This window comes from Cellulosimicrobium sp. I38E (assembly GCF_001647255.1).
Lineage (GTDB): Bacteria > Actinomycetota > Actinomycetes > Actinomycetales > Cellulomonadaceae > Cellulosimicrobium > Cellulosimicrobium cellulans_E.
The window spans coordinates 25444-44478 of record NZ_LUAZ01000035.1 but is presented as its reverse complement, the minus strand read 5'-3'; the positions used below and the strand labels follow the sequence as shown (position 1 = coordinate 44478).

The window sequence follows — 19035 nt, the reverse complement described above, 5'->3', positions numbered from 1 at the left end:
CGAACACGGGGTTGCTGTCGTTGTGGGGCCCAGAAGGACAGCAACCCCGTTCTCGGTGCCACGCAAGGTCGTGGTCGGGCGCCGCCCCGCGCCGCGGGCTCGGGTTGTCGCGCGGGGGTGCGCGGACCGAGGCCGTCCACAGGCCCCTGCTCCGTGATCGTCGTCCACAGCCTGCGCACCCCGTCGTGCGCGGCGGGGCCGGTCTCCGGTCAGATCCGGAGGTGTGCGCACACTGACCGCCGTCCCGACCGAGCTCCTCGTCCTCGCCGAGCGTCAGGCCGGACTCGTCTCCGCCTCCCAGTGCGACGCGCACGGAGTGAACGCGAACCGTCGCTCGCGACTCGTCGACCAGGGCCGCTGGCGCCGACCCACGCGAGGGGTGTTCGAGGCGTTGCCGGGGCTGTTCGCGCCATCGGACCCCCGGGTGCACGACCACCGTCGGCGCCGCGCCGCCTGGCTCGCGCTCCTCGCGTACGGACCCGAGGCGATCGCCGTCGGACCGTGCGCGCTCGTCCTGCTCGGTGTCCAGGGGATCAGCACGGGCGTCGTGCCGCAGGCGACGCTCCCGGGGGCACGGGGAGCGCTGCCGCGTGACGGGATCCAGCTGCGCCAGTTCGACGACGGGATGACCGTCGTCCAGGTGGACGGCCGATACGTCGCGAGCCCCGACTGGGCGCTGGCCCAGGCAGTCCCCGAGATGGGCCGGCGGCGCGCTGTCGCGGCGATGGACAGCGTCGGCCACCTCGGGCTCCTCGGCGCCGACGGCCTGGCTCACGCCCACGACCTCGCCCGCGGGCGGCGGGGTGTCGCGCGGACGCACGCCTGGTGGGCCGAGACGGACGCACGGTCCGAGTCACCGCTCGAGACGTTCGCTCGCCTGGAGTGCGCGGACGTCGGGCTGGCACCCGACGACCTCCAGGTCGAGGTGGTCGACGACGGCACGTTCGTCGGGCGCGGGGATCTCGGGTGGCGGCTGCCCCGAGGGCGGTGGCTGATCGGCGAGATGGACGGCACGGACGTCCACGGCTCGCCCGACGCGCTTCTGCGCGACCGCTCGCGTCAGAACGCGCTCGTGACCCACGGCGGGGTGGAGGTCCTCCGCTTCACCGGTCGGGACCTGATGCAGCCGGGAACGAGTCGGCCGGGTCGCATGACGACGTCGCTGCGTCGCCACCTCGCTCGAGCACGAGGCTCCGCGCTGTCGAACACGGGGTTGCTGTCGTGATCGGTCCGATAACGACAGCAACCCCGTGTTCGGCGGGGAGGGGGTCAGTCGTGCCGCTTCGACATCTCGGCGAGCATGGCGTTGTACTCCTGGAGCTCGGCGTCGCCGTCGCGGTCGGCCTGGCGGTCGCTGCGCTTGGCCTCGCGCTCGTCGGAGCGCGTCCACATGACCGCGACGACGATCGCGAGGATCAGCGTCGGGAGCTCGCCGATGCCCCACGCCACGCCGCCGCCGCGCTGCTGGTCGGCGATGGCGCTCGGGCCCCACTCGCGGCCGAGCAGGCCGAACCACTCCGGCACGAGCAGCACCTCGCCCGACGTCAGCGCGACGCCGAAGAACGCGTGGAACGCCATGGTCGCGAAGAGCAGGAGCAGGCGCTGCGGGTAAGGCGGGCGGTGCGGGCCGGGGTCGATCCCGACGAGCGCGTTGGCGAACAGGTACCCCGCGAGCGTGAAGTGCGCGAGCATCGCGAGGTGCCCGGCGTACGTCGTCAGGGCGTACTCGAACGCGGGCGTGTAGTAGAAGACGATCATCGAGCCGGCGAAGTTCACCGCGGCGACGATCGGGTTGGCGAAGAACTGGCCCACGCGCGACGTCACGATCGCGAGCACCCACTCGCGCGGCCCGCGCGACCCGTCCTTGCGCGGCGGGACCGCACGCAGGAGCAGCGTCACGGGCGCCGCGAGCACGAGGAAGATCGGCACGACCATCGCCAGGATCATGTGCTGCACCATGTGCGCGCTGAACAGCACGTGCCCGTACATGGCCGGCCCGCCCGAGGTCACCCAGAAGAGGATGAGGATGCCGATGCACCACGAGACCGTGCGTCCCACCGACCAGGAGTCGCCGCGCTTCGCGAGGCGACGCACCCAGCGCAGGTAGACGACGAGCGCCGCGACGCACGCGAACGCGGGCAGCAGGTCCCAGCGCCACTCGGTGAACCAGCGCGCGAGCGTCGGCTCCGGCGGCAGCGCGTGCCCGGTCACCTGGTACGCGGCGGAGGTGTCGAGCGGCTCCTCCTGCGGCACCGGCGGCGCGGTCGACCCGAGCGCGACGGCGACGCCGGACACCGCGCCCATGATGGCGAGCTCGACCGCGACGAGGCGCCAGAACAGCCAGCGCGTGCCCTCCGCGGCGGCGCCCTTCGCGCCCGTGGACGACGACGTCGCCGCCTGGCGCGACGAGCCGTTCGACGAGACCTTCGCCGCGGGCTTCGAGGAACCCTTCGACGAGGCACGGTCGGCGCCCGGCCGCGCGACCGCCGTCGGGCCGGAGAGCCGCCGTACGACGAGCTCGCGGTGCGCGAACCCGACGGCGCCCAGGACGAGCAGCAGCGCAAGCTTGGTGAGCAGGAGGATGCCGTAGTCGGTGGTGAGGCCCGCGAGCGTGTCGACACGGATGCTCGCGTTCGCGACCCCCGAGACGGCGACGGCCACGTAGCACCACAGCGCGATCGCGGAGTACCGCGCGACGGACGCCGTGAAGTCCGCGCGTCCCAGCCCGCCGCGGACGCGCACGACGGCGAGCGTCCCCAGGCCGCCGACCCACAGCGCGGCGCCGGCCAGGTGGAGGAACATCGAGGACACGGCGAGCTCGTGGCTCACCGCGCCCGCGGCGTGACCCGTGTTGGCCTGCATCGCGATCGCGACGAGCGCGAGCGCGGCCGTCCACATCGCGCCCGTCGCGCTGCGCACGGCGAGCGCGGCGGCGGACGTCAGCGCGGCGACGACGATGATCGCGAGGTAGTTGCGCCCGAGGCTGACCTGCGAGACGAACAGGCCGAGCTGGTCGCCGAACGTCGGGCCCGTGATGGGCGTGCTCGAGATCGAGGAGTAGCGCAGCACGACCTGCAGGACCGACAGCACGGCCCACGTCGCGGCCGACGCGCCCGCGACACCGAGCGCCTTGCGGACCGGCGTCCCGGCGGGCAGCACGCACGCCGCGAGGACGAGCGAGCCGAGCGTCAGCGCGACGGAGAGCTCGGTGAGGACCGTGACGACCGGGGTGCCGAGGCGCGCGAGCGCACCCGGGTCGGGGAAGCCGGCCGGGACGGTGAACGCGGCCGAGAACGCGCCGGCGGCGAGCACCGCGACGACGGCGACGACGACGGCGAACGGACCGGCGAGGACGAGCCACCACGGGTTCGCGGGTCGGGCGTCCGACGGCGCGCGGCGCAGGGCAGTCGTGGTCACCGCACCAGGGTATCGAGCGCGCGGACCCCTCCGGTCATCGCGTCACGGCTGCGGGAGCCGGGCCATCCCGTAGACGCGCGTCGCGCGCACGCGCAGCACCTGGCGGCGGTCGGCGACCATCGCGCGCCGGAACTCCTCCCAGTCGGGGTGCTCGCTCCCGGACGCGGCGCGGAACGTCTCGACGAGCTCGTCGGCGGCGGCGTCGTGCGGGTCCAGGGCGACCGCGCTCAGCTCGGCGTCGCCCTCGACGACGGCGTAGCTCCAGAAGTCCTCGGCGCTCACCTGGAGCGAGACGCGCGGGTCGCGCGCGGCGTTGCGGGTCTTGGCGCGGTCCGCGGTGACGGAGACGCGCGCGACGCCCGCCTCCGCGTCCCACGCGTACAGCACGTTGGACAGCTGGGGTCGGCCGTCCTTCTTGACGGTCGCGAGGACACCCTGGTGGCGCGCGGCGACGAGGGCGAGGAGGGCAGGCTCTCCGAGCCCGGCGGCAGCGTCACGGGCGGCGGTGGCGTCGGTCGTGCCGACGGCGTCGGTGCTCATGACAGCCCAACCCCGCGGCGCCCGCAGGACATTCCCGACATGCCCGGGACGGCCGAGCTCGCCCGCCGGGTGGGGACCTCTCCCCACCCGGACCTGTGGAGGACGCCCGGTCCGGCGGGGGGCGCGCTGGCATACTGGGCCGGGTTCGCCGGGGGCTCGCGACGCTCCGTCCACCCCTCCGGCCGCGCACGGGACCACACCCGCACGACCCACGCACGACCCGGAGGACGATCGATGGCCGCAGGGCACGGCAGCATCTCGACGCAGGACCTCGACCGCGCGAGCCACCTGCTCAAGCGCGTCGGCCAGGTCTTCGACCAGCGCGTCGTCGGCCAGGACGCGCTGCGCACGGCGCTCGTCAGCTCGCTCCTCGCCGGCGGGCACATCCTGCTCGAGTCCGTGCCGGGGCTCGCCAAGACGACGGCGGCCCAGACGCTCGCCGCGGCGGTCGACGGGTCGTTCCACCGCATCCAGTGCACGCCCGACCTCATGCCGAACGACATCGTCGGCACGCAGATCTTCAACTACGCGACCGGCGAGTTCACGACCCAGCTCGGTCCGGTGCACGCCAACGTCGTGCTGCTCGACGAGATCAACCGCTCGTCCGCCAAGACGCAGTCGGCGATGCTCGAGGCGATGCAGGAGAAGCAGACGTCGATCGGCGGCGAGAACTTCGCGCTCCCGGACCCGTTCATGGTGCTCGCGACGCAGAACCCCATCGAGGAGGAGGGCACGTACGTGCTGCCCGAGGCCCAGATGGACCGCTTCCTCATGAAGGAGGTGCTCACCTACCCGACGCCGCCGCAGGAGCTCGAGATCCTCCAGCGCATCGCGACCGGGCAGATGACGCAGCCCCTCACGGCGCAGCCCATCTCGCTCGACGACGTCCGCTTCCTGCGCGGCCTGGTCGACGACGTCTACGTGGACGACTCGATCAAGCGGTACGTCGTCGACCTCATCAACACGACGCGCCTCTCCGGCCCGCGCCCGATCCCCGGCCTCGACCGCCACGTGCGTGTGGGCGCGTCGCCGCGCGGCGGCATCGCGCTCATGCGCGTGGGCCAGGCGCTCGCGATCCTCGCGGGCCGCGCGTACGTCATCCCGGACGACATCAAGGCCGTGCGCTACTCGGTGCTGCGGCACCGCCTGGTGCGCACGTTCGACGCGCTCGCGAACAACGTGCCGCCGGAGCAGCTCGTGGACGCGGTGTTCGACGCCGTCCCGACGCCCTGAGCGACCCCTTCACCTTCTCGAGAGAGCACCACGTGCCCGACGTCTCCCGTCTCGCCCAGGTCCGGGCCCGGCTCGACCTCCCGGTCGCGCGCCGGGCGTCCGGGCTGCTCGAGGGACGGCACCGGTCGGTCTTCAAGGGGCACGGCCAGGACTTCGACGACCTGCACCTGTACGCGCCGGGCGAGGACGTCGGCGACATCGACTGGAAGTCGTCGGCGCGCGCAGGCCTCCCGATCATCCGCCGGTTCGTGCGCGAGTCGAACCTCAACCTCGTGCTCGTCGTCGACACCGGGCGCACGATGGGCGCGACCGCCCCGAGCGGCGAGACCAAGGCGGAGATCGCGAGCTTCTGCTGCGCGCTCGTCGCGTACCTCGCGCGCGACCGCGGCGACCGGGTCGCGCTCGTCGCGGGCGACGCCCGGCGGCTGGTCCAGCTCCCGCCCCGCGCGAGCACGCAGGACCTCGAGGCGCTGCTGCGCACGGTGGAGGACCTGTGGCGACCCGACGCGCCGCCGAGCGACCTGACGCGGCCGCTCGACCGCGCCCGGTCCGCGTTCCGGCGCCGCTCGCTGGTCGTGGTCGTGACCGACGAGGCGCGACCCGGGTCCGAGCACGAGCAGCTCCTGCGGTCGCTGCGCGTGCGCCACGAGGTCATGGTCGTCCAGGTCGCGGACCTGTCCCCTGTCGGTGCGGGCGCGGGCCCGCACGCCACCGGCGAGGTCGCGGACGTCGACGGGACGCTGCGCCTGCCCGCGTTCCTGCGTGGCCGGGCCGCGCTCGCCGAGTCCGCGGCCCAGGCTCTCGCCGCGCGGCGGGCCGAGGTCGCGGAGCGGCTGCGCACCCTCCAGGTCGAGGGCGTGCTCGTCGAGGGGTCGGACGACGTGGTGCAGCGGTTCGTCGAGCTCCTGGGGAGGCAGAAGCGTGCCCGTCGATGAGCTCGTCGACCCCGTGGGCTACTCGGGGTGGTGGACCGTCCTGGGGATCGTGCTGATCCTCGCGGCGGCCGCCGTCGTGTTCCTGGTCGTCTGGCTGACGCGCGCGAGCGCGGCCGAGAAGGCCGCGCCGCCGCCCGCGCCCCTGCTCCCCACCGGCCCCTACGACCCGTACGCGTCCCTGCGCGCCGAGTACGAGCGGCGGCTCGACGCCGTCGCGGAGCGGTTCCGCGCGGGCGAGCTCGACGAGCGTGCGCTGCACCTCGCGCTCTCGGCCGAGATGCGGGGCTTCGCGACCGGCAGGCTGGGGCAGGACGCGTCGTCCATGACGCTCTCGGAGATCCAGCAGATCGGCGAGGCCGGACGCCTCACCCAGGTCATCGCGCGGTACTACCGGCCGTCGTTCGCGGACCACGACAACGACCCCGCGGCCCGGGACACCGACGCCGAGGACTCGATCGACCGCGCACGATCGGTGGTGCGCGGATGGTGAGGCGCGCGCTCGCGGCGAGCACCGCCGTCGTCCCCGGGCCGCAGGGCTCGTCGATCCTGTGGCCGTGGCTGTGGGGCGCGCTCGTCGTCGCCGTCCTCGCCGCGGGCGCGGTCGCCTGGTGGCTCGCCCGGCGCCGCCGGGCGCGCGACGCCGACGCCGACGTGCTGTGGGTCGCGAACTCCGACTACCTCGCGCGCGTGCCGGCGTTCGCCGCGTGGGTGCGGCGCTACCGCGTGCTCCAGGGGCTCACGGCGGCGGGGCTGCTCGTCGCGGTCGTCGGCGCCGGGGCCGTGGCGGCGCGGCCCGTCGAGACGGACGTCGTCGTCGACCGGCTCGGCACGCGCGACATCGTGCTGTGCCTGGACGTGTCGGGCTCGATGATCGAGTACGACGGCGCGGTGCTCAAGGTGTTCCAGGAGCTCGTGGACAACTTCGAGGGCGAGCGGATCGCGCTCTCGATCTTCAACTCCTCGTCGCGCACGGTCTTCCCGCTCACCGACGACTACACGCTCGTGCGGGAGGAGCTCCAGGCCGGGATCGACGCGCTCGACAAGGACCCGGCCACATTCGACTACACGGGCGGGTCGGACGACGCCGAGATCCTCGAGTACGCGCAGTTCACCGCGGGCACGACCGCGAACCTCTCCGGCGCGAGCCTCATCGGCGACGGGCTCGCGAGCTGCGCGCTCCAGTTCGACGCGGAGGACACCGAGCGCTCGCGCTCGATCATCCTCGCGACCGACAACTACGTCTCCGGCGAGCCGATCTACACGCTGCCCCAGGCGGCCGACCTCGTCGCGTCGCGCGACATCACGCTGCACGGGATCTTCGGCGGGTCGCAGCGCTACGAGGGCACGCCCGAGGAGAGCGAGTACCGCAGCACGGTCGAGGACGGCGGCGGGCTCTACTTCCTCGCCGACGACCCGGCCGCGGTGCAGGGCATGGTCGACGACGTCGTCGCGCAGCAGGCCGTCGAGCTCGACGCGTCGCCCGAGGTGATCGTCACGGACCGGCCCGCGGGCTGGTTCCTCGTCGCGGTCCTCGGCGTCGCGCTGCTGCTCGTCGTCGCGTGGCGGGTGAAGGAGTGACGGGCCGATGAACCTCGCCGGACTGACGCTCCAGCCGCTCGTGCCCCTCTGGGCGCTCGCGCTGCTCGTCCTGCCGCTGCTCGGCCTCGCCGTGTGGCAGGCCGTCGTGGCCGGACGCCCCGGGCCCGACGGCGCCCCGCGACCGTGCGCCCCGCGCGCGGCCTGGCTGCGCCGCGCCGGTGCGGTCGTGCTGCTCGGGATCATCGGGCTCGCGCCGTCGGTCGCGTCGACGGACCGCGACACGTCGGTCGCGAACGTCGACATGTTCTTCGTCGTCGACCGCACGGGCTCGATGGCGGCCGAGGACTACGGACCCGAGGGCGGCCAGGAGCGGCTCGACGGCGTGCGCCACGACATCGCGAGCCTCACCGAGGCGATCCCGGGCGCCCGCTACTCGATCATCTCGTTCGACTCGCAGGCCTCGCGCCAGCTCCCCCTCACGACGGACGCCCGCGCGATCACGTCGTGGGCGGACACGTTCCACCGCGAGATCACGCGGTACTCGCAGGGATCGCTCACGGACCGGCCCCTCGACGAGCTGCGGTCCGCGCTCCAGGGGTCCGCCGAGCAGCACCCGGCGAACGTGCGCCTCGTCTTCTTCCTCACCGACGGGGAGCAGACGGCAGAGGGCGAGCCGCGCTCCTTCGCCGAGCTGGCCCCGCTGGTCGACGGCGGCGCGGTGCTCGGCTACGGCACGGCCGAGGGCGGGCGCATGAAGGAGTACGACCCCGACGTGGACCCCGAGGACGCGGAGTACATCATCGACTGGTCGCAGCCGAGCCAGGACGGCGAGCCGGTCGAGGCGCTCTCGGTGCTCGACGAGGAGTCGCTCACCGCGCTCGCGGACCAGCTCGGCGTGCCGTACGTGCACCGGCAGGAGCCGTCGGAGACGGCGTCGCTCGTCGCGGGCGTCGACCCGCAGCAGGTCGCGGCCGACGGCCGGCGTGACGTCACGGCGTACCGCCCGGTCGTCTGGCCGTTCGCGCTCGCGCTCGTCGCGCTGCTCGGCCTCGAGGCGTGGTTCTGGTCGCGCTCGGCCAGCCGCTCGCTCGTGCGCCCGACGACGTCCCGGCCGTCGGCCGTGCGCACGGCGGACCGGGTGGAGGTGCGCCGATGACCTGGTCCCCGCCCCCGACACCGCCGACCGGCACGCGCACGCCGCGCCCCACGGGGGTCGCCGCGCTGCGCGCCGCGCGCCTGCGGCGGCGCACCTGGTGGCTCCTCGGCACGCTGCCCGTGGTGCTCGCGCTCCTCGTCCTCGGGATCAAGCTGGCGCTCCTCGCCCCCATCGCGGCGACGGGCAAGGACCGCTACGACGGCGGGGAGGCGACGACCGCTGCGGACTACTACGGCATCCAGCGGACCTTCAACATCGTCGAGCCGTGGAAGGCGCACTACAACCACGGCACGGCGCTCGCCCGGTCCGAGGACTCGTGGGCGCTGTACGACGCGATCACGTCCCTCGACCGCGCGTACGACCTCGCGGAGGACGAGAGCCCCGAGGAACGCTGCATGATCCAGACGAACCTGTCGCTCGCGTACGAGATCCAGGGCGACGGCGACATGGCGTACGCGGACGGCAAGGCGGCGGAGCTCGCGCTCGTCGAGGAGGCCATCACCGCCCGCGACGCGGGGCTGCCGTACGACGAGGAGATCCTCGACCCGTACGGCGACGGGAGCGAGGAGCCCGATCCGGAGGAGCTGCGCCAGGACGTCCAGGACTGGTACGAGTACGCCGAGCAGGAGTACGCGACCGCCGAGCAGATCCGCGGCTGGCCCGACTGCGGGGAGTCCGAGCAGACCCCCGAGCAGGAGGAGCAGGACGAGGCCGCGCAGCAGCGCCTCCAGGACAAGCAGCAGCAGGCCCAGGACTCCCAGCCCGAGAACCAGGGCGGCGGCGACACGCAGGAGGGCGACGGCTCCGAGGGCGACGAGCAGTCCGAGGCCTCGGGCGGCGAGGGCTCCGAGGGCGAGGACCAGCAGAGCCAGGCCGAGCGCGAGGAGCAGCAGCGCCAGGAGGAGCTCGAGCAGCAGGGCTCCGAGGCGCGCGACGAGCAGGAGCGCCTGGAGCAGGAGTACCGCGACCTCTACGGCGACCAGCCCGGGACCGGCACCGACCCGGGCGACGGCAGCGGGAGCGGCACCAAGAACTGGTGAGCGCTCCGGCCTCGCAGGGGGTGGGCAGCCGCCCGCGCCGGCGTCACCCGGCGCAGCCGGCCGGCGTCATCGAGCGACAGCCGGCGCGCGTCATCCCGCAGCGGCTCGGAGCCGGTGGCGCACGGGCGCACGCAGGCCGAGGTTCTCGCGCAGCGTCGCCCCGGGGTAACGGGTGCGGTAGACGCCGCGCTCCTGCAGCTCGGGAACCAGCCGGTCCACGACGTCGTCGAACCCGTCCGGGACCGACTGCGGCGTGAGGTTGAGGCCGTCGAGCTCCCCGGCCCGCACGGCGGCCGCCAGACGGTCGGCGACCGACGACGGCGTCCCGACGAACGCCGCCGCGGCGTGCAGCGAGTCGACGAGGCCGCGCACGGTCAGTCCCTGCTCGGCGCTGAGCCGGCGCCACGCGGCCGCGGTCTCCACCGGGTTGTCGCGGCTGTTGACGACGCCGTGGGTGCGCGTCTGCTCGGCCGAGACGGGGTCGACGTCGGGCAGCGGGCCGTCGGGGTCGAGCCACGAGAGGTCGCGCCCCCACACGGCCTCGATCACCGCGACGACCATGCGGTCGGTCCAGGTCCGGCGGTGGAACCACTCGGCCTTCTCCCGCGCCTCCGCCTCGGTGTCCGCGAGCGTGACGCTCGCCGCGGGGAAGATCCGCAGGTCGTCGGCGGGTCGGCCGTGCGCGACGAGCCGACGGCGCAGGTCGGCGGCGAACGCGGCCGCCGGTGCGGGTTCGAGGTACCGCGAGAAGATGCCCTCGGCGTGCCGGGCGGCGAAGTCGCGCCCCTCGTCGGACTCGCCCGCCTGGAAGATCACCGGCGCGCCCTGCACCGACGGCGGCAGGGTCGCGGCCGCGACGACGTCGTGGTGCGCCCCCGTGCGACGCACCGTGGCCCCCTGGTCCGCGTCCCACAGCGCGTGGACGATCGCGAGGTGCTCCTCGGCCGAGCGGTAGCGCTCGGAACGGGCCAGATATCCGCCGCGGCGGAAGTTCGCCCCGGTCCAGGCGTCGTTCGTCGTGACGACGTTCCAGCCCGCGCGCCCCCCGCTGAGCCGGTCGACGGTCGCGACCCGGGCCGCGAGGTCCGCCGGAGCCATGAACGTCGTGTTGAGCGTCGCGACGAACCCGAGGTGCCGCGTCCGCGCGGCCAGGTGCGCGAAGAGGACGAGCTGGTCCGGCCGCCCGGTCACGACCGTGTCGTTGACGCGCCCGAGGTGCTCGCGCAGCCGCTGGCTGTCGCCGAGGAACATGGCCGAGAAGAGCCCGCGCTCGGCCGAGCGCGCGAGCGCCGCGTACGTCTCCGCGTCGTAGTAGGTCGTCGGGTCGGCCACGGACGTCCAGTCGTAGTGCGGGCCGAACGGGAAGAACGCCGCGAGGTGCAGCTCGCGGCGGGACGTGCCGGTGGCCGCGGGGGGCGTCGGTGCGCTCATGGTCGTGCTCCGATCGTCGTGGCGGCGTGGTCGGTCCGGCCCACCGGGCGCTCCAGCCCGAGCTGGTCGCGCAGCGTCCTGCCAGGGTCGGGCGGCGGGGCGGTCAGTCCCCGTGCACGAAGCGTCGCCAGGACCTGCCCGACGGCGGCCCACGCGTCGTCCGACCGGTCCGGCACGAGGCGGACGACCAGCGGGTAGGGGCGCCTGCGCTCGTCCGGTCCGACGAGGGACGCGTCCGCGCCGGCGACGCGGCCGACGACCTCGACGGCACGACCCGGTTCCCCGGTGACCGCGACGTCGACGAGCACGGGTCCGGCGGCGACGTCGACGGCCGCCGGTTCGCCGACCACGGTGACGTCGCGGGCCCCCGCAGGGAGCCAGCGCGCCTCGGCAAGGACCGGGACCTGGCCCTGCGGAGGCCGTGGCAGCAGCGCCGGGCCCTTGACCGAGAACCGCTGCCCGACGAAGTCGACGTGGCGGACCCGCTCGGCGTCGAGGAAGCGGCCGGTCGCACGGTCGGCGACCAGGGCGCCGTCCTCCCACGAGTCCCACAGCAGCCGGGCCGCCTCGACGACCTCGGCCACGTCCTGCGCCAGCGCCGTCGCGTCCTCGGACCCGACGGGCTCGGTGCCGTGCGCACGGGCGTGCGCGACGTCGTCGACCACGTCGAGCCACCACCCGGCCCGGCCGCGGGAGACGCGGTCGAGGCTGGAGAGCTGGTTGGACAGGTGGAACGGCTCGGCGTGCACGGGGTTGACGACGGCCACGAGGCCGACGCGCTCGGTCCACGCCGCCGCGAAGGCGGCGGCCTCGACCGCGGTGAGCCCGCCGTCGGGCCCGGGCGCGAAGGTCAGCGCGTGCACCCCCGCCCCTTCGAGCGCGGCGACGCGCGCGCGGAGGCTGTCCGCGTCGTCGTGCCTCCCCGTGTCGACGTGCACTGCCACCAGCACGTTCGTGACCGGCACTTCCGTGACCATCTGCTCCCCCGTCCGAGGCCTGTGGATCAGGACGCGCCGCGGGAGATGACCACCCTGCGAGACGACGGCCGGGACCCGCGAACGCGCCGGATGGTAGCCCGTACCCTCGGCGACCGTGACCACACCTGAGGATCTGTCCATCCTTCGAGCGCTCCACTCCACGCCGTCGCGCCGCTACCTCTCGCCGGAGCCGGTGCCGGACGACGTGCTCGACGCGATCCTCGACGCCGCGGTCCGCGGACCCAGCGGGGGCAACCGCCAGCAGTGGGCGTGGGTCGTCGTGCGGGACCGGGCGACCAAGGCGCAGATCGCCGAGTGGTACCGCGAGGGGTGGCGCGCCGCGTACGGGGACCGCCGCGACGCCGTCCTCGGGGCCGCGACCGACGACGCGGGCGTGAGCGACGCGGGCTTCCGCGCCGTCGAGCACCTGGCCCTGCACCTGGAGGAGGCGCCGGTGTGGGTCGTGCCGGTGCTGCGGAACGCGGCGGGCTCGACGGACCCCCGGCTCGGCGCCTCGATCTACGGCGCGGTGCAGAACCTCGTGCTCGCCGCCCGGGCCTACGGGCTCGGGACGACGCTCACGACCTTCCACACGGTCCGGGAGAGCGACGTCGCCGCGCTGCTCGGCCTGCCCGGCGACGCGCTGACGATGGGCCTGGTCCCGCTCGGCTACCCGGCGCGCGGGCGCTGGTCCGAGCCGCGCCGTCGGCCCCTCGCGGAGGTCGTCCACCGGGACCGGTGGGAGGGCTGAGCGCACCTGGAAGAGGCGCGCGCCCGCGAGCGTTCGCCCCGGAGGACACGCACGGCCGGACGACCGTGACGACGGCACGGCACCCGGGCGACCGGGCGAGGAGGAGCAGCATGACCGCGACGAGCACGCAGGCCCACGCCACCGGCGTCGACGACGCCCCCCTGGACAACCCGTCCTGGAGCGCCCTCACCGGCGCCCACGCACACCTTGCCGAGGGCGACGACCTCGCGCGGCGCTACCCGGCCGACGTCTCGCCCATCACGGGCGTGCGCTCGTGGGACGACCCTGGCGTGTGGGACGCGATCGCCGCGCTCGTCGGGCCGGGCGGCCGGTTCTCCGCGCCTCCCGTGGGCGTCGAGCCGCCGGAGGGCTGGACGCTCGAGGCTCGCGTGGAGGGGGTCCAGCTCGTCGAGACCGAACGTCTCGTCACCCGTCCCGACCCGCAGGCGGTCGTGCTCGGCGCGGCCGACGTGCCGGACATGCTCGCGCTCGTCGAGCGCAGCCGCCCCGGGCCGTTCGAGGCCCGCACCTATCTGCTCGGGCGTTACGTCGGGTTCCGGGACGACGCCGGCCGGCTCGTCGCGATGGCGGGCGAGCGCCTGCACCCCGCGGGCTGGACGGAGATCAGCGCCGTGACGACCGACCACGACCACCGCGGTCGTGGCCTCGCCTCGCGCCTCGTGCGCGACGTCGCGTTCCACGTGCAGGAGCGGGGCGACCGCGCGTTCCTGCACGCCGCGGCCGAGAACACCGGCGCGATCGGCGTGTACGAGCGGCTGGGGTTCGCACTGCGCCGCCGCACGAGCTTCGGCTCGCTGCTCGCGCCGGCCTGACGTCCGGCGCTCAGTCCTCGATCCCGTCCACGAGCAGGGTCCGCGGGCCGGGGCCCTCGTCGGCGAGCGCGTCGTGCGGGTTGACGAGCACGCACTTGCGCAGCGACAGGCACCCGCACCCGATGCAGTCCGTGAGGTGGTCACGCAGGCGCGTGAGCTGCTCGATGCGCGCGTCGAGGTCGGCGTGCCACCCGGCCGACAGGCGGTGCCAGTCCTTGGCGGTGGGCGTGCGGTCGCCGGGCAGCGTGGCGAGCGCGGCACGGATGCGCGCGAGCGGGATGCCGACACGCTGCGACGCACGCACGAACGCCACCCGGCGCAGCGTCTCGCGCGCGAAGCGCCGCTGGTTGCCGGGGGTCCGGCGGCTCGTGATGAGCCCCTCGCGCTCGTAGAAGTGCAGCGCGGACACCGCGACGCCGCTGCGCGCGGCGAGCTGGCCGACGGTGAGCTCGTCGTTCGGGGACGGGGCGTCGTCGGGCACGCGGGCTCCTCGCCGGACGGCCGCGACGAGGACGCGCCGCGGGCTGCTTGACCTCAACATTTGTTGAGGTTCGAGACTAGCAGGGCGCGCCCGGACCGGGCGCGTGCCGCCGCCCCGGCGCGGCCTGAGGCGGCGACGACCCGACCCGAGGAGCACCCGATGGACGCCATCCGCCTGCACGCCTTCGGACCACCCGAGAACCTCGTCCTCGAGCAGGTCCCCGACCCCGTCCCCGGGCCCGGTCAGGTGCTCGTCGCCGTCCGCGCGCACGGCGTCCACCTGCTCGACACGACCCTGCGCCGGGGCGAGGCGACGGGCGGCCCGCTTCCTCTGCCCGACCTGCCCACGGTCCCCGGGCGCGAGGTCGCCGGGGTCGTGGACGCCGTCGGGCCCGGGGTCGACGCCGCGTGGCGCGGACGCCGCGTCGCCGCCCACCTCGGCGCCACGCCCGACGGCGGCGGGTACGCGCGGCTCGCCGCCGTCCCCGTCGAGGCGCTGCACCGCATCCCGGACCACGTCACCGCGCCGGACGCGATCGCGATGATCGGGACCGGCCGCACGGCCGTCGGCATCCTCGACCTCGCCGAGCTCGACGCGACCGACACCGCGATCGTCACGGCCGCGGCCGGCGGGCTCGGCACGCTCCTCGTGCAGAGCGCGCTCGCGGCCGGGGCGCGGGTCGTCGCGCTCGCGGGCGGCCCGGAGAAGGTCGCGCTCGTGCGCTCGCTCGCCGGGGAGGCGCACGCCGACCGGCTCGTGGTGATCGACTACCGGGCCGACGGCTGGCTCGGCGAGGCCCGGTCCGCCGTCGTGCGGCACGCCCCGGCCGGGGCGACCGTCCTCCTCGACGGCGTCGGCGGGGACGCGGGCACGGAGGCCGCCGCGCTCGTCGCCCCGGACGGGCGCCTCGTGCTCTTCGGGTGGTCGTCGGGCGAGCCGAACCGCGCCGGTGACGTCGGCCACGGCGCCGGGAAATCCGAGGCCCGAGCAGGGACCGACGACGTACGGTGGGCCGTAGGACCCCAGGCCCGACCCTGGGGAGACCTGTTCGACCTGCAGGAGCGCGCGCTCGCGCTCGCGGCGGACGGGACGTGGCACGTCGTCACGCACCAGGTACCCCTCGCGGAGGCAGCGCGCGCCCACCGCGAGCTCGAAGCGCGCGCCACCACCGGAAAGGTCGTTCTCGTATGACGGCGGACCCCCGCACCGACGCCGACGCGCCGGTGCACGGCACCCCCGACGCCCCTGCCGCCGGCGCGCTCTCCCCCGGGACGCAGCGCACCGTGCTGTTCGGCATGGTCGCGTTCGTGTTCCTCGGCGCGTTCGAGGCGCTCGCCGTCGCCACCGCCATGCCGACCGTCGCCGTCGAGCTCGACGGCCTCACCCTGTACACGCTCGCGTTCGCCGCGTCGCTCGCGTCGAGCGTCGTCGGCATGGTCGCGTCCGGTCGCTGGAGCGACCGCGCGGGCCCGACGACGCCCCTGTGGACGGGCATCGGCCTCTTCCTCGCCGGCCTGCTGGTGGCCGGTCTCGCGCAGGACATGCTCGTCCTCGTCGCGGGCCGCGTGCTCCAGGGCGTCGGGACGGGCCTGTACATCGTCGCGCTCTACGTGCTCGTCGCGCGCGTGTTCCCCACCGACCGGCGGCCGAAGGTCTTCGCCGCGTTCGCCGCGGCCTGGGTGATCCCGTCCATCGTCGGCCCCGCCATCGCCGGGCTCGTCGTGGAGCACGTCGGCTGGCGGTGGGTCTTCCTCGCGGTCCCGGTGCTCGCCGTCCCGGCGCTGATCCTCATGCGCCCGGGGATGCGCGCCGCCCGCGGCTCGGGCCCCGAGGACGCCGCCTCCCCCGTGCCCGACGACGCCGAGTCGCCCCTCGACCGGACCGCGCGTCAGGCGTCGCTCGCCTGGGCCGTCGTGGCCGCCGTGGGGATCGGGGCGCTCAACTACGCGGGCCAGCTCCGCGGCGTCGGGCTCGTGCTCCTGCTCGTCGCCGCGCTCACGGCCGTCGCGCTCGCCGTCCCGCGCCTCCTCCCGCCGGGCACGACCCGCGCCGCGCGCGGCCTGCCGAGCGTCATCGCGATCCGCGGCCTCGTGGCCGCCGCGTTCACCGGCGCCGAGGTGCTGCTCCCGCTCCTGCTCTCGCACGAGCGCGGCCTCGCGCCGTCGCTCGCGGGCGCCGTGCTGACCTTCGGCGCGGTCGGCTGGTCCACGGGCTCGTGGCTGCGCGGCCGCGCGACCTGGGGGCTCCAGCACGCCGGGTACGTGCGCCTCGGCGGGACGCTCGTCGCGCTCGGCATCGGCGGTGCGGCGCTGCTCGCGTGGACCGCCGTCCCGCCCGTCGTCGGCATGGTCGCGTGGACCCTCGCGGGGCTCGGCATGGGCATGACGCACCCGACGCTGTCGGTGCTGACGCTCGAGCTCTCACCCGTCGCCGAGCAGGGCGCCAACTCGTCCGCGCTCCAGGTGTCCGACGCCGTCGCCGCCGCCACCGCGCTCGCCGTCACCGGATCCCTCCTGTGGGCCCTGCACCCGACGCTCGGGCTCGCGTCCTACGTCGTCTGCTTCGGCGTCACGGTGCTGCTCGCCGCGGGCGTCGCCCTCCTGGCCCCTCGCACCCGCCCGACCCTCACGAGGTAGCACCCCGGTCACGCGACCAGGGTCCTAGTTCGGCCGGTCGAGGGTGGCCGCGGCGGTGGCGTAGCGGTCGAGGACGATCTCCGTGAGACGGGCGTCGGGGGCGAGCGGGGCGGTGACGACGTCGCCGCCGGCCTCGAGGACGCGGTCGTAGAAGAAGCCCGGCGCGAGCAGGTAGGCCGCGACGACGACGCGCCCGCCCGGGGCGAGGTCGGCGCGGGCGGCGGCGACGGCGTCGGGCACGGAGGGCTTGGCCATGGCGCCGTAGCCGACCGTCACCGGGCCGGGCACGCGGTCGCGCAGGCCCGCGGCGAGCTCCTCCACGTCGCGCGCGGCACCCGAACGGCTCGACCCGGCGGCGGCGACCACGACGGCATCCTCCGCACGCAGGCCGACGTCGGCCAACCGGTCGGCGAGGAGGTCCACGAGGCGGGGGTCGGGGCCGAGCGGGGTCGACGCGGCCGCACGACCGGTGCCGGGGCCGCGGTCCTCGACCGCCGCCGCGACGTCGACGCTCACGTGGAACCCGCCGGACAGCAGGAGCGGCACGACGACCGCGTCGCCCGGCCGCGCGCCGTCCGCGACGGAGGTGTCGTCCGGCGCGGAGCCGTCCGGGCCGTCCGTCGCCGCGGACGGGTCGACGACCGACGTCACGACGTCCGCGACCTCGGGCTGCTGCACGTCGACGAACGCCTCGCGCACGTCGAGGTCGGGCCGCGCGGCGCGGACGTCGTCGAGCAGCGCGCGGATCACGTCGCGGCCGGTGAGGTCGTTCGTGCCGTGCGAGCAGCCGACCAGCACGGGCGCGGCACTCGCCGACGCCTCGCGACCGGCCTCCCCCGGCCGCGCCTCGGACGACGCCCCGGAGGAGTCGGACGACGCTCCCGAGGGGCCAGCGCCTCCGAAGAAGGTCGAGCTCTCCGCGCTCATGCGAGCTCCAATCGGTATCCGCGCTTGACGACGGTCTTGACGAGGTCGCGCCGGCCGGTCGCCTCGCGCAGGCGGGCGACGGCGACCTCGGCGGCGTGCGGGTCGCGCGAGTCGCCGGGCAGGACGTCGAGGACGTCGTCGCGCGTGACGACCTCGCCGCGGCGCGCGGCGAGGAGGCGCAGCACCTCGAGGCTGCTGGGCGAGAGGGGCAGCACCTCGCCGTCGAGCACGGCGACGCGCGAGCGGATCTGCAGCGCGCCGGCGACGGTCGCGAGCGCGACGGTCTCGGCCTGCTCGTAGTGCGCGACGAGCGTGCGCACGAGCGCGCCGAGGCGTCCGCGCTCGGGCTGGAGCGGTGTGACGCCGCGGTGCTCGAGCGGCTTCGCGGTGATCGGCCCGACGGCTGCGGCGACCATCGACCCGTCCTGGAGGCGCGACACGACGAGGCGGCCCACGCCGTGCTCCTCGGCGGCGCTCAGCCACGCCTCGGCGCCGGGGGCGGACGTGAACACGACGGCGTCGATCTCCCCGACGGCGGCGGCCTCGACGGACGCGCGCAGCGCCTCGGGGTCGGGCGGCGGCCCCCAGCGGTAGACGACGAGGCTCGCGACCTCGGCGCCCGCCTCGGCGAAGACGACGTCGAGGCCGTCGGCACCGGCCCCGTGGTGCTGGACGGCGATGCGCAGCCCGGCGACGCCCTCCCCGAGCAGCACGTCGGCGATCTCGGCCGACGTCTCCGACTCGGCGACCCAGTCGGCCGTGAGCCCGGCGGCCTGGATCGCGCCGCGCGCCTTGGGCCCGCGCGCGACGATCCGCGCGTCGGCGAGCACCTCGAGCAGGCGGTCGGCGAGGCCGTGCGCGTCCGCGGCCTCGACCCAGGACCGGAAGCCGATCCCGGTCGTCACGACGACGACGTCCGGCGGGTGCTCGACGAGGTCGCGCGTCCCGGCGAGGAGCTGCTCGTCGTCGGCGTGCGGGATCATGCTCAGCGCGGGTGCGTGGCGGACCTCGGCACCCCGGCGCTGGAGGGCGGCGGCGAGCTCGCTCTTGCGGCGGTCGGCCGTGACGAGCACGGTGCAGCCGGCCATGACCTGGCCGAGAGCGGGGCGATCGACGTCGGGGACGGACGCGAGATCGAC

At 75.3% G+C, this 19035-nt stretch carries 18 protein-coding genes; 11 read left to right on the top strand and 7 right to left on the bottom strand.

From position 1 onward, the window contains the following. Window positions 1–223: 223 nt before the first annotated feature. Window positions 224–1225 carry a type IV toxin-antitoxin system AbiEi family antitoxin domain-containing protein gene (locus tag A0J59_RS12450; protein WP_064316296.1) on the top strand — a complete coding sequence of 334 codons (1002 nt, stop codon included), beginning with the start codon at window positions 224–226 and terminating at the stop codon, window positions 1223–1225. A 44-nt stretch (window positions 1226–1269) separates the two neighbouring features. Here A0J59_RS12450 and A0J59_RS12445 read toward each other — a convergent pair whose 3' ends face one another. Continuing rightward, on the bottom strand, window positions 1270–3417 hold the full coding sequence (locus A0J59_RS12445) for a cytochrome c oxidase assembly protein (RefSeq protein ID WP_255365176.1): 2148 nt from the start codon (window positions 3415–3417) through the stop codon (window positions 1270–1272). Window positions 3418–3459: 42 nt separating this feature from the next. Then, window positions 3460–3957, bottom strand: a complete 498-nt coding sequence (locus A0J59_RS12440; RefSeq protein WP_064316295.1) for a PPOX class F420-dependent oxidoreductase — start codon at window positions 3955–3957, stop codon at window positions 3460–3462. A gap of 234 nt (window positions 3958–4191) precedes the next feature. On the opposite strand from A0J59_RS12440, the gene A0J59_RS12435 reads away from it, so the two are divergent. From A0J59_RS12435 to A0J59_RS12410, 6 genes are read left to right on the top strand one after another with little or no spacing between them, the layout of a single operon-like run. Beyond that, window positions 4192–5190: a MoxR family ATPase gene (locus A0J59_RS12435; RefSeq protein WP_047231854.1), complete on the top strand. Its 999-nt coding sequence runs from the start codon at window positions 4192–4194 to the stop codon at window positions 5188–5190. A gap of 32 nt (window positions 5191–5222) precedes the next feature. Continuing rightward, on the top strand, window positions 5223–6125 hold the full coding sequence (locus tag A0J59_RS12430; RefSeq protein WP_064316294.1) for a DUF58 domain-containing protein: 903 nt from the start codon (window positions 5223–5225) through the stop codon (window positions 6123–6125). Then, window positions 6112–6615 carry a hypothetical protein gene (locus tag A0J59_RS12425; protein ID WP_064316293.1) on the top strand — a complete coding sequence of 168 codons (504 nt, stop codon included), beginning with the start codon at window positions 6112–6114 and terminating at the stop codon, window positions 6613–6615. The genes A0J59_RS12430 and A0J59_RS12425 overlap by 14 nt, the downstream gene beginning before the upstream one ends. Continuing rightward, window positions 6609–7703 carry a VWA domain-containing protein gene (locus A0J59_RS12420; RefSeq protein WP_064316292.1) on the top strand — a complete coding sequence of 365 codons (1095 nt, stop codon included), beginning with the start codon at window positions 6609–6611 and terminating at the stop codon, window positions 7701–7703. The genes A0J59_RS12425 and A0J59_RS12420 overlap by 7 nt, the downstream gene beginning before the upstream one ends. 7 nt (window positions 7704–7710) lie before the next feature. After that, on the top strand, window positions 7711–8820 hold the full coding sequence (locus A0J59_RS12415; protein WP_064316291.1) for a VWA domain-containing protein: 1110 nt from the start codon (window positions 7711–7713) through the stop codon (window positions 8818–8820). Next, window positions 8817–9860 carry a hypothetical protein gene (locus tag A0J59_RS12410; protein ID WP_156532990.1) on the top strand — a complete coding sequence of 348 codons (1044 nt, stop codon included), beginning with the start codon at window positions 8817–8819 and terminating at the stop codon, window positions 9858–9860. The genes A0J59_RS12415 and A0J59_RS12410 overlap by 4 nt, the downstream gene beginning before the upstream one ends. A 90-nt stretch (window positions 9861–9950) precedes the next feature. On the opposite strand, the gene A0J59_RS12405 is transcribed toward A0J59_RS12410, so the two are convergent. Together A0J59_RS12405 and A0J59_RS12400 are read right to left on the bottom strand one after the other, a co-directional pair. Next, window positions 9951–11291, bottom strand: a complete 1341-nt coding sequence (locus tag A0J59_RS12405) for an NtaA/DmoA family FMN-dependent monooxygenase (RefSeq protein WP_064316289.1) — start codon at window positions 11289–11291, stop codon at window positions 9951–9953. Next, window positions 11288–12235 carry an LLM class flavin-dependent oxidoreductase gene (locus A0J59_RS12400; RefSeq protein ID WP_172820054.1) on the bottom strand — a complete coding sequence of 316 codons (948 nt, stop codon included), beginning with the start codon at window positions 12233–12235 and terminating at the stop codon, window positions 11288–11290. The genes A0J59_RS12405 and A0J59_RS12400 overlap by 4 nt, the downstream gene beginning before the upstream one ends. Before the next feature lie 148 nt (window positions 12236–12383). On the opposite strand from A0J59_RS12400, the gene A0J59_RS12395 reads away from it, so the two are divergent. Beyond that, window positions 12384–13019 (top strand): nitroreductase family protein, encoded by a 636-nt coding sequence (locus A0J59_RS12395; protein WP_053369251.1) that lies wholly within the window; start codon window positions 12384–12386, stop codon window positions 13017–13019. A 110-nt stretch (window positions 13020–13129) separates the two neighbouring features. Continuing rightward, on the top strand, window positions 13130–13852 hold the full coding sequence (locus A0J59_RS12390) for a GNAT family N-acetyltransferase (protein WP_064316287.1): 723 nt from the start codon (window positions 13130–13132) through the stop codon (window positions 13850–13852). A 10-nt stretch (window positions 13853–13862) separates the two neighbouring features. Here the strand turns inward: A0J59_RS12390 and soxR are convergent, their stop codons facing one another. Then, the gene (gene soxR, locus A0J59_RS12385; RefSeq protein WP_047231846.1) at window positions 13863–14333 is read right to left on the bottom strand and encodes a redox-sensitive transcriptional activator SoxR; all 471 of its coding nucleotides are present in this window, start codon (window positions 14331–14333) and stop codon (window positions 13863–13865) included. 159 nt (window positions 14334–14492) lie between these two features. On the opposite strand from soxR, the gene A0J59_RS12380 reads away from it, so the two are divergent. Together A0J59_RS12380 and A0J59_RS12375 are read left to right on the top strand one after the other, a co-directional pair. Continuing rightward, the gene (locus tag A0J59_RS12380; RefSeq protein ID WP_064316286.1) at window positions 14493–15524 is read left to right on the top strand and encodes a zinc-binding dehydrogenase; all 1032 of its coding nucleotides are present in this window, start codon (window positions 14493–14495) and stop codon (window positions 15522–15524) included. Next, window positions 15521–16969: an MFS transporter gene (locus A0J59_RS12375; protein WP_064316285.1), complete on the top strand. Its 1449-nt coding sequence runs from the start codon at window positions 15521–15523 to the stop codon at window positions 16967–16969. The genes A0J59_RS12380 and A0J59_RS12375 overlap by 4 nt, the downstream gene beginning before the upstream one ends. Before the next feature lie 24 nt (window positions 16970–16993). On the opposite strand, the gene A0J59_RS12370 is transcribed toward A0J59_RS12375, so the two are convergent. Both A0J59_RS12370 and A0J59_RS12365 read right to left on the bottom strand, forming a co-directional pair. Beyond that, window positions 16994–17896 (bottom strand): sirohydrochlorin chelatase, encoded by a 903-nt coding sequence (locus A0J59_RS12370; protein ID WP_082918988.1) that lies wholly within the window; start codon window positions 17894–17896, stop codon window positions 16994–16996. Then, complete coding sequence (locus A0J59_RS12365) at window positions 17893–18984, bottom strand: uroporphyrinogen-III synthase (RefSeq protein WP_064316302.1); 1092 nt, start codon at window positions 18982–18984, stop codon at window positions 17893–17895. Before A0J59_RS12365 ends, A0J59_RS12370 begins: the two co-directional genes overlap by 4 nt. Between the last annotated feature and the right edge of the window lie 51 nt (window positions 18985–19035).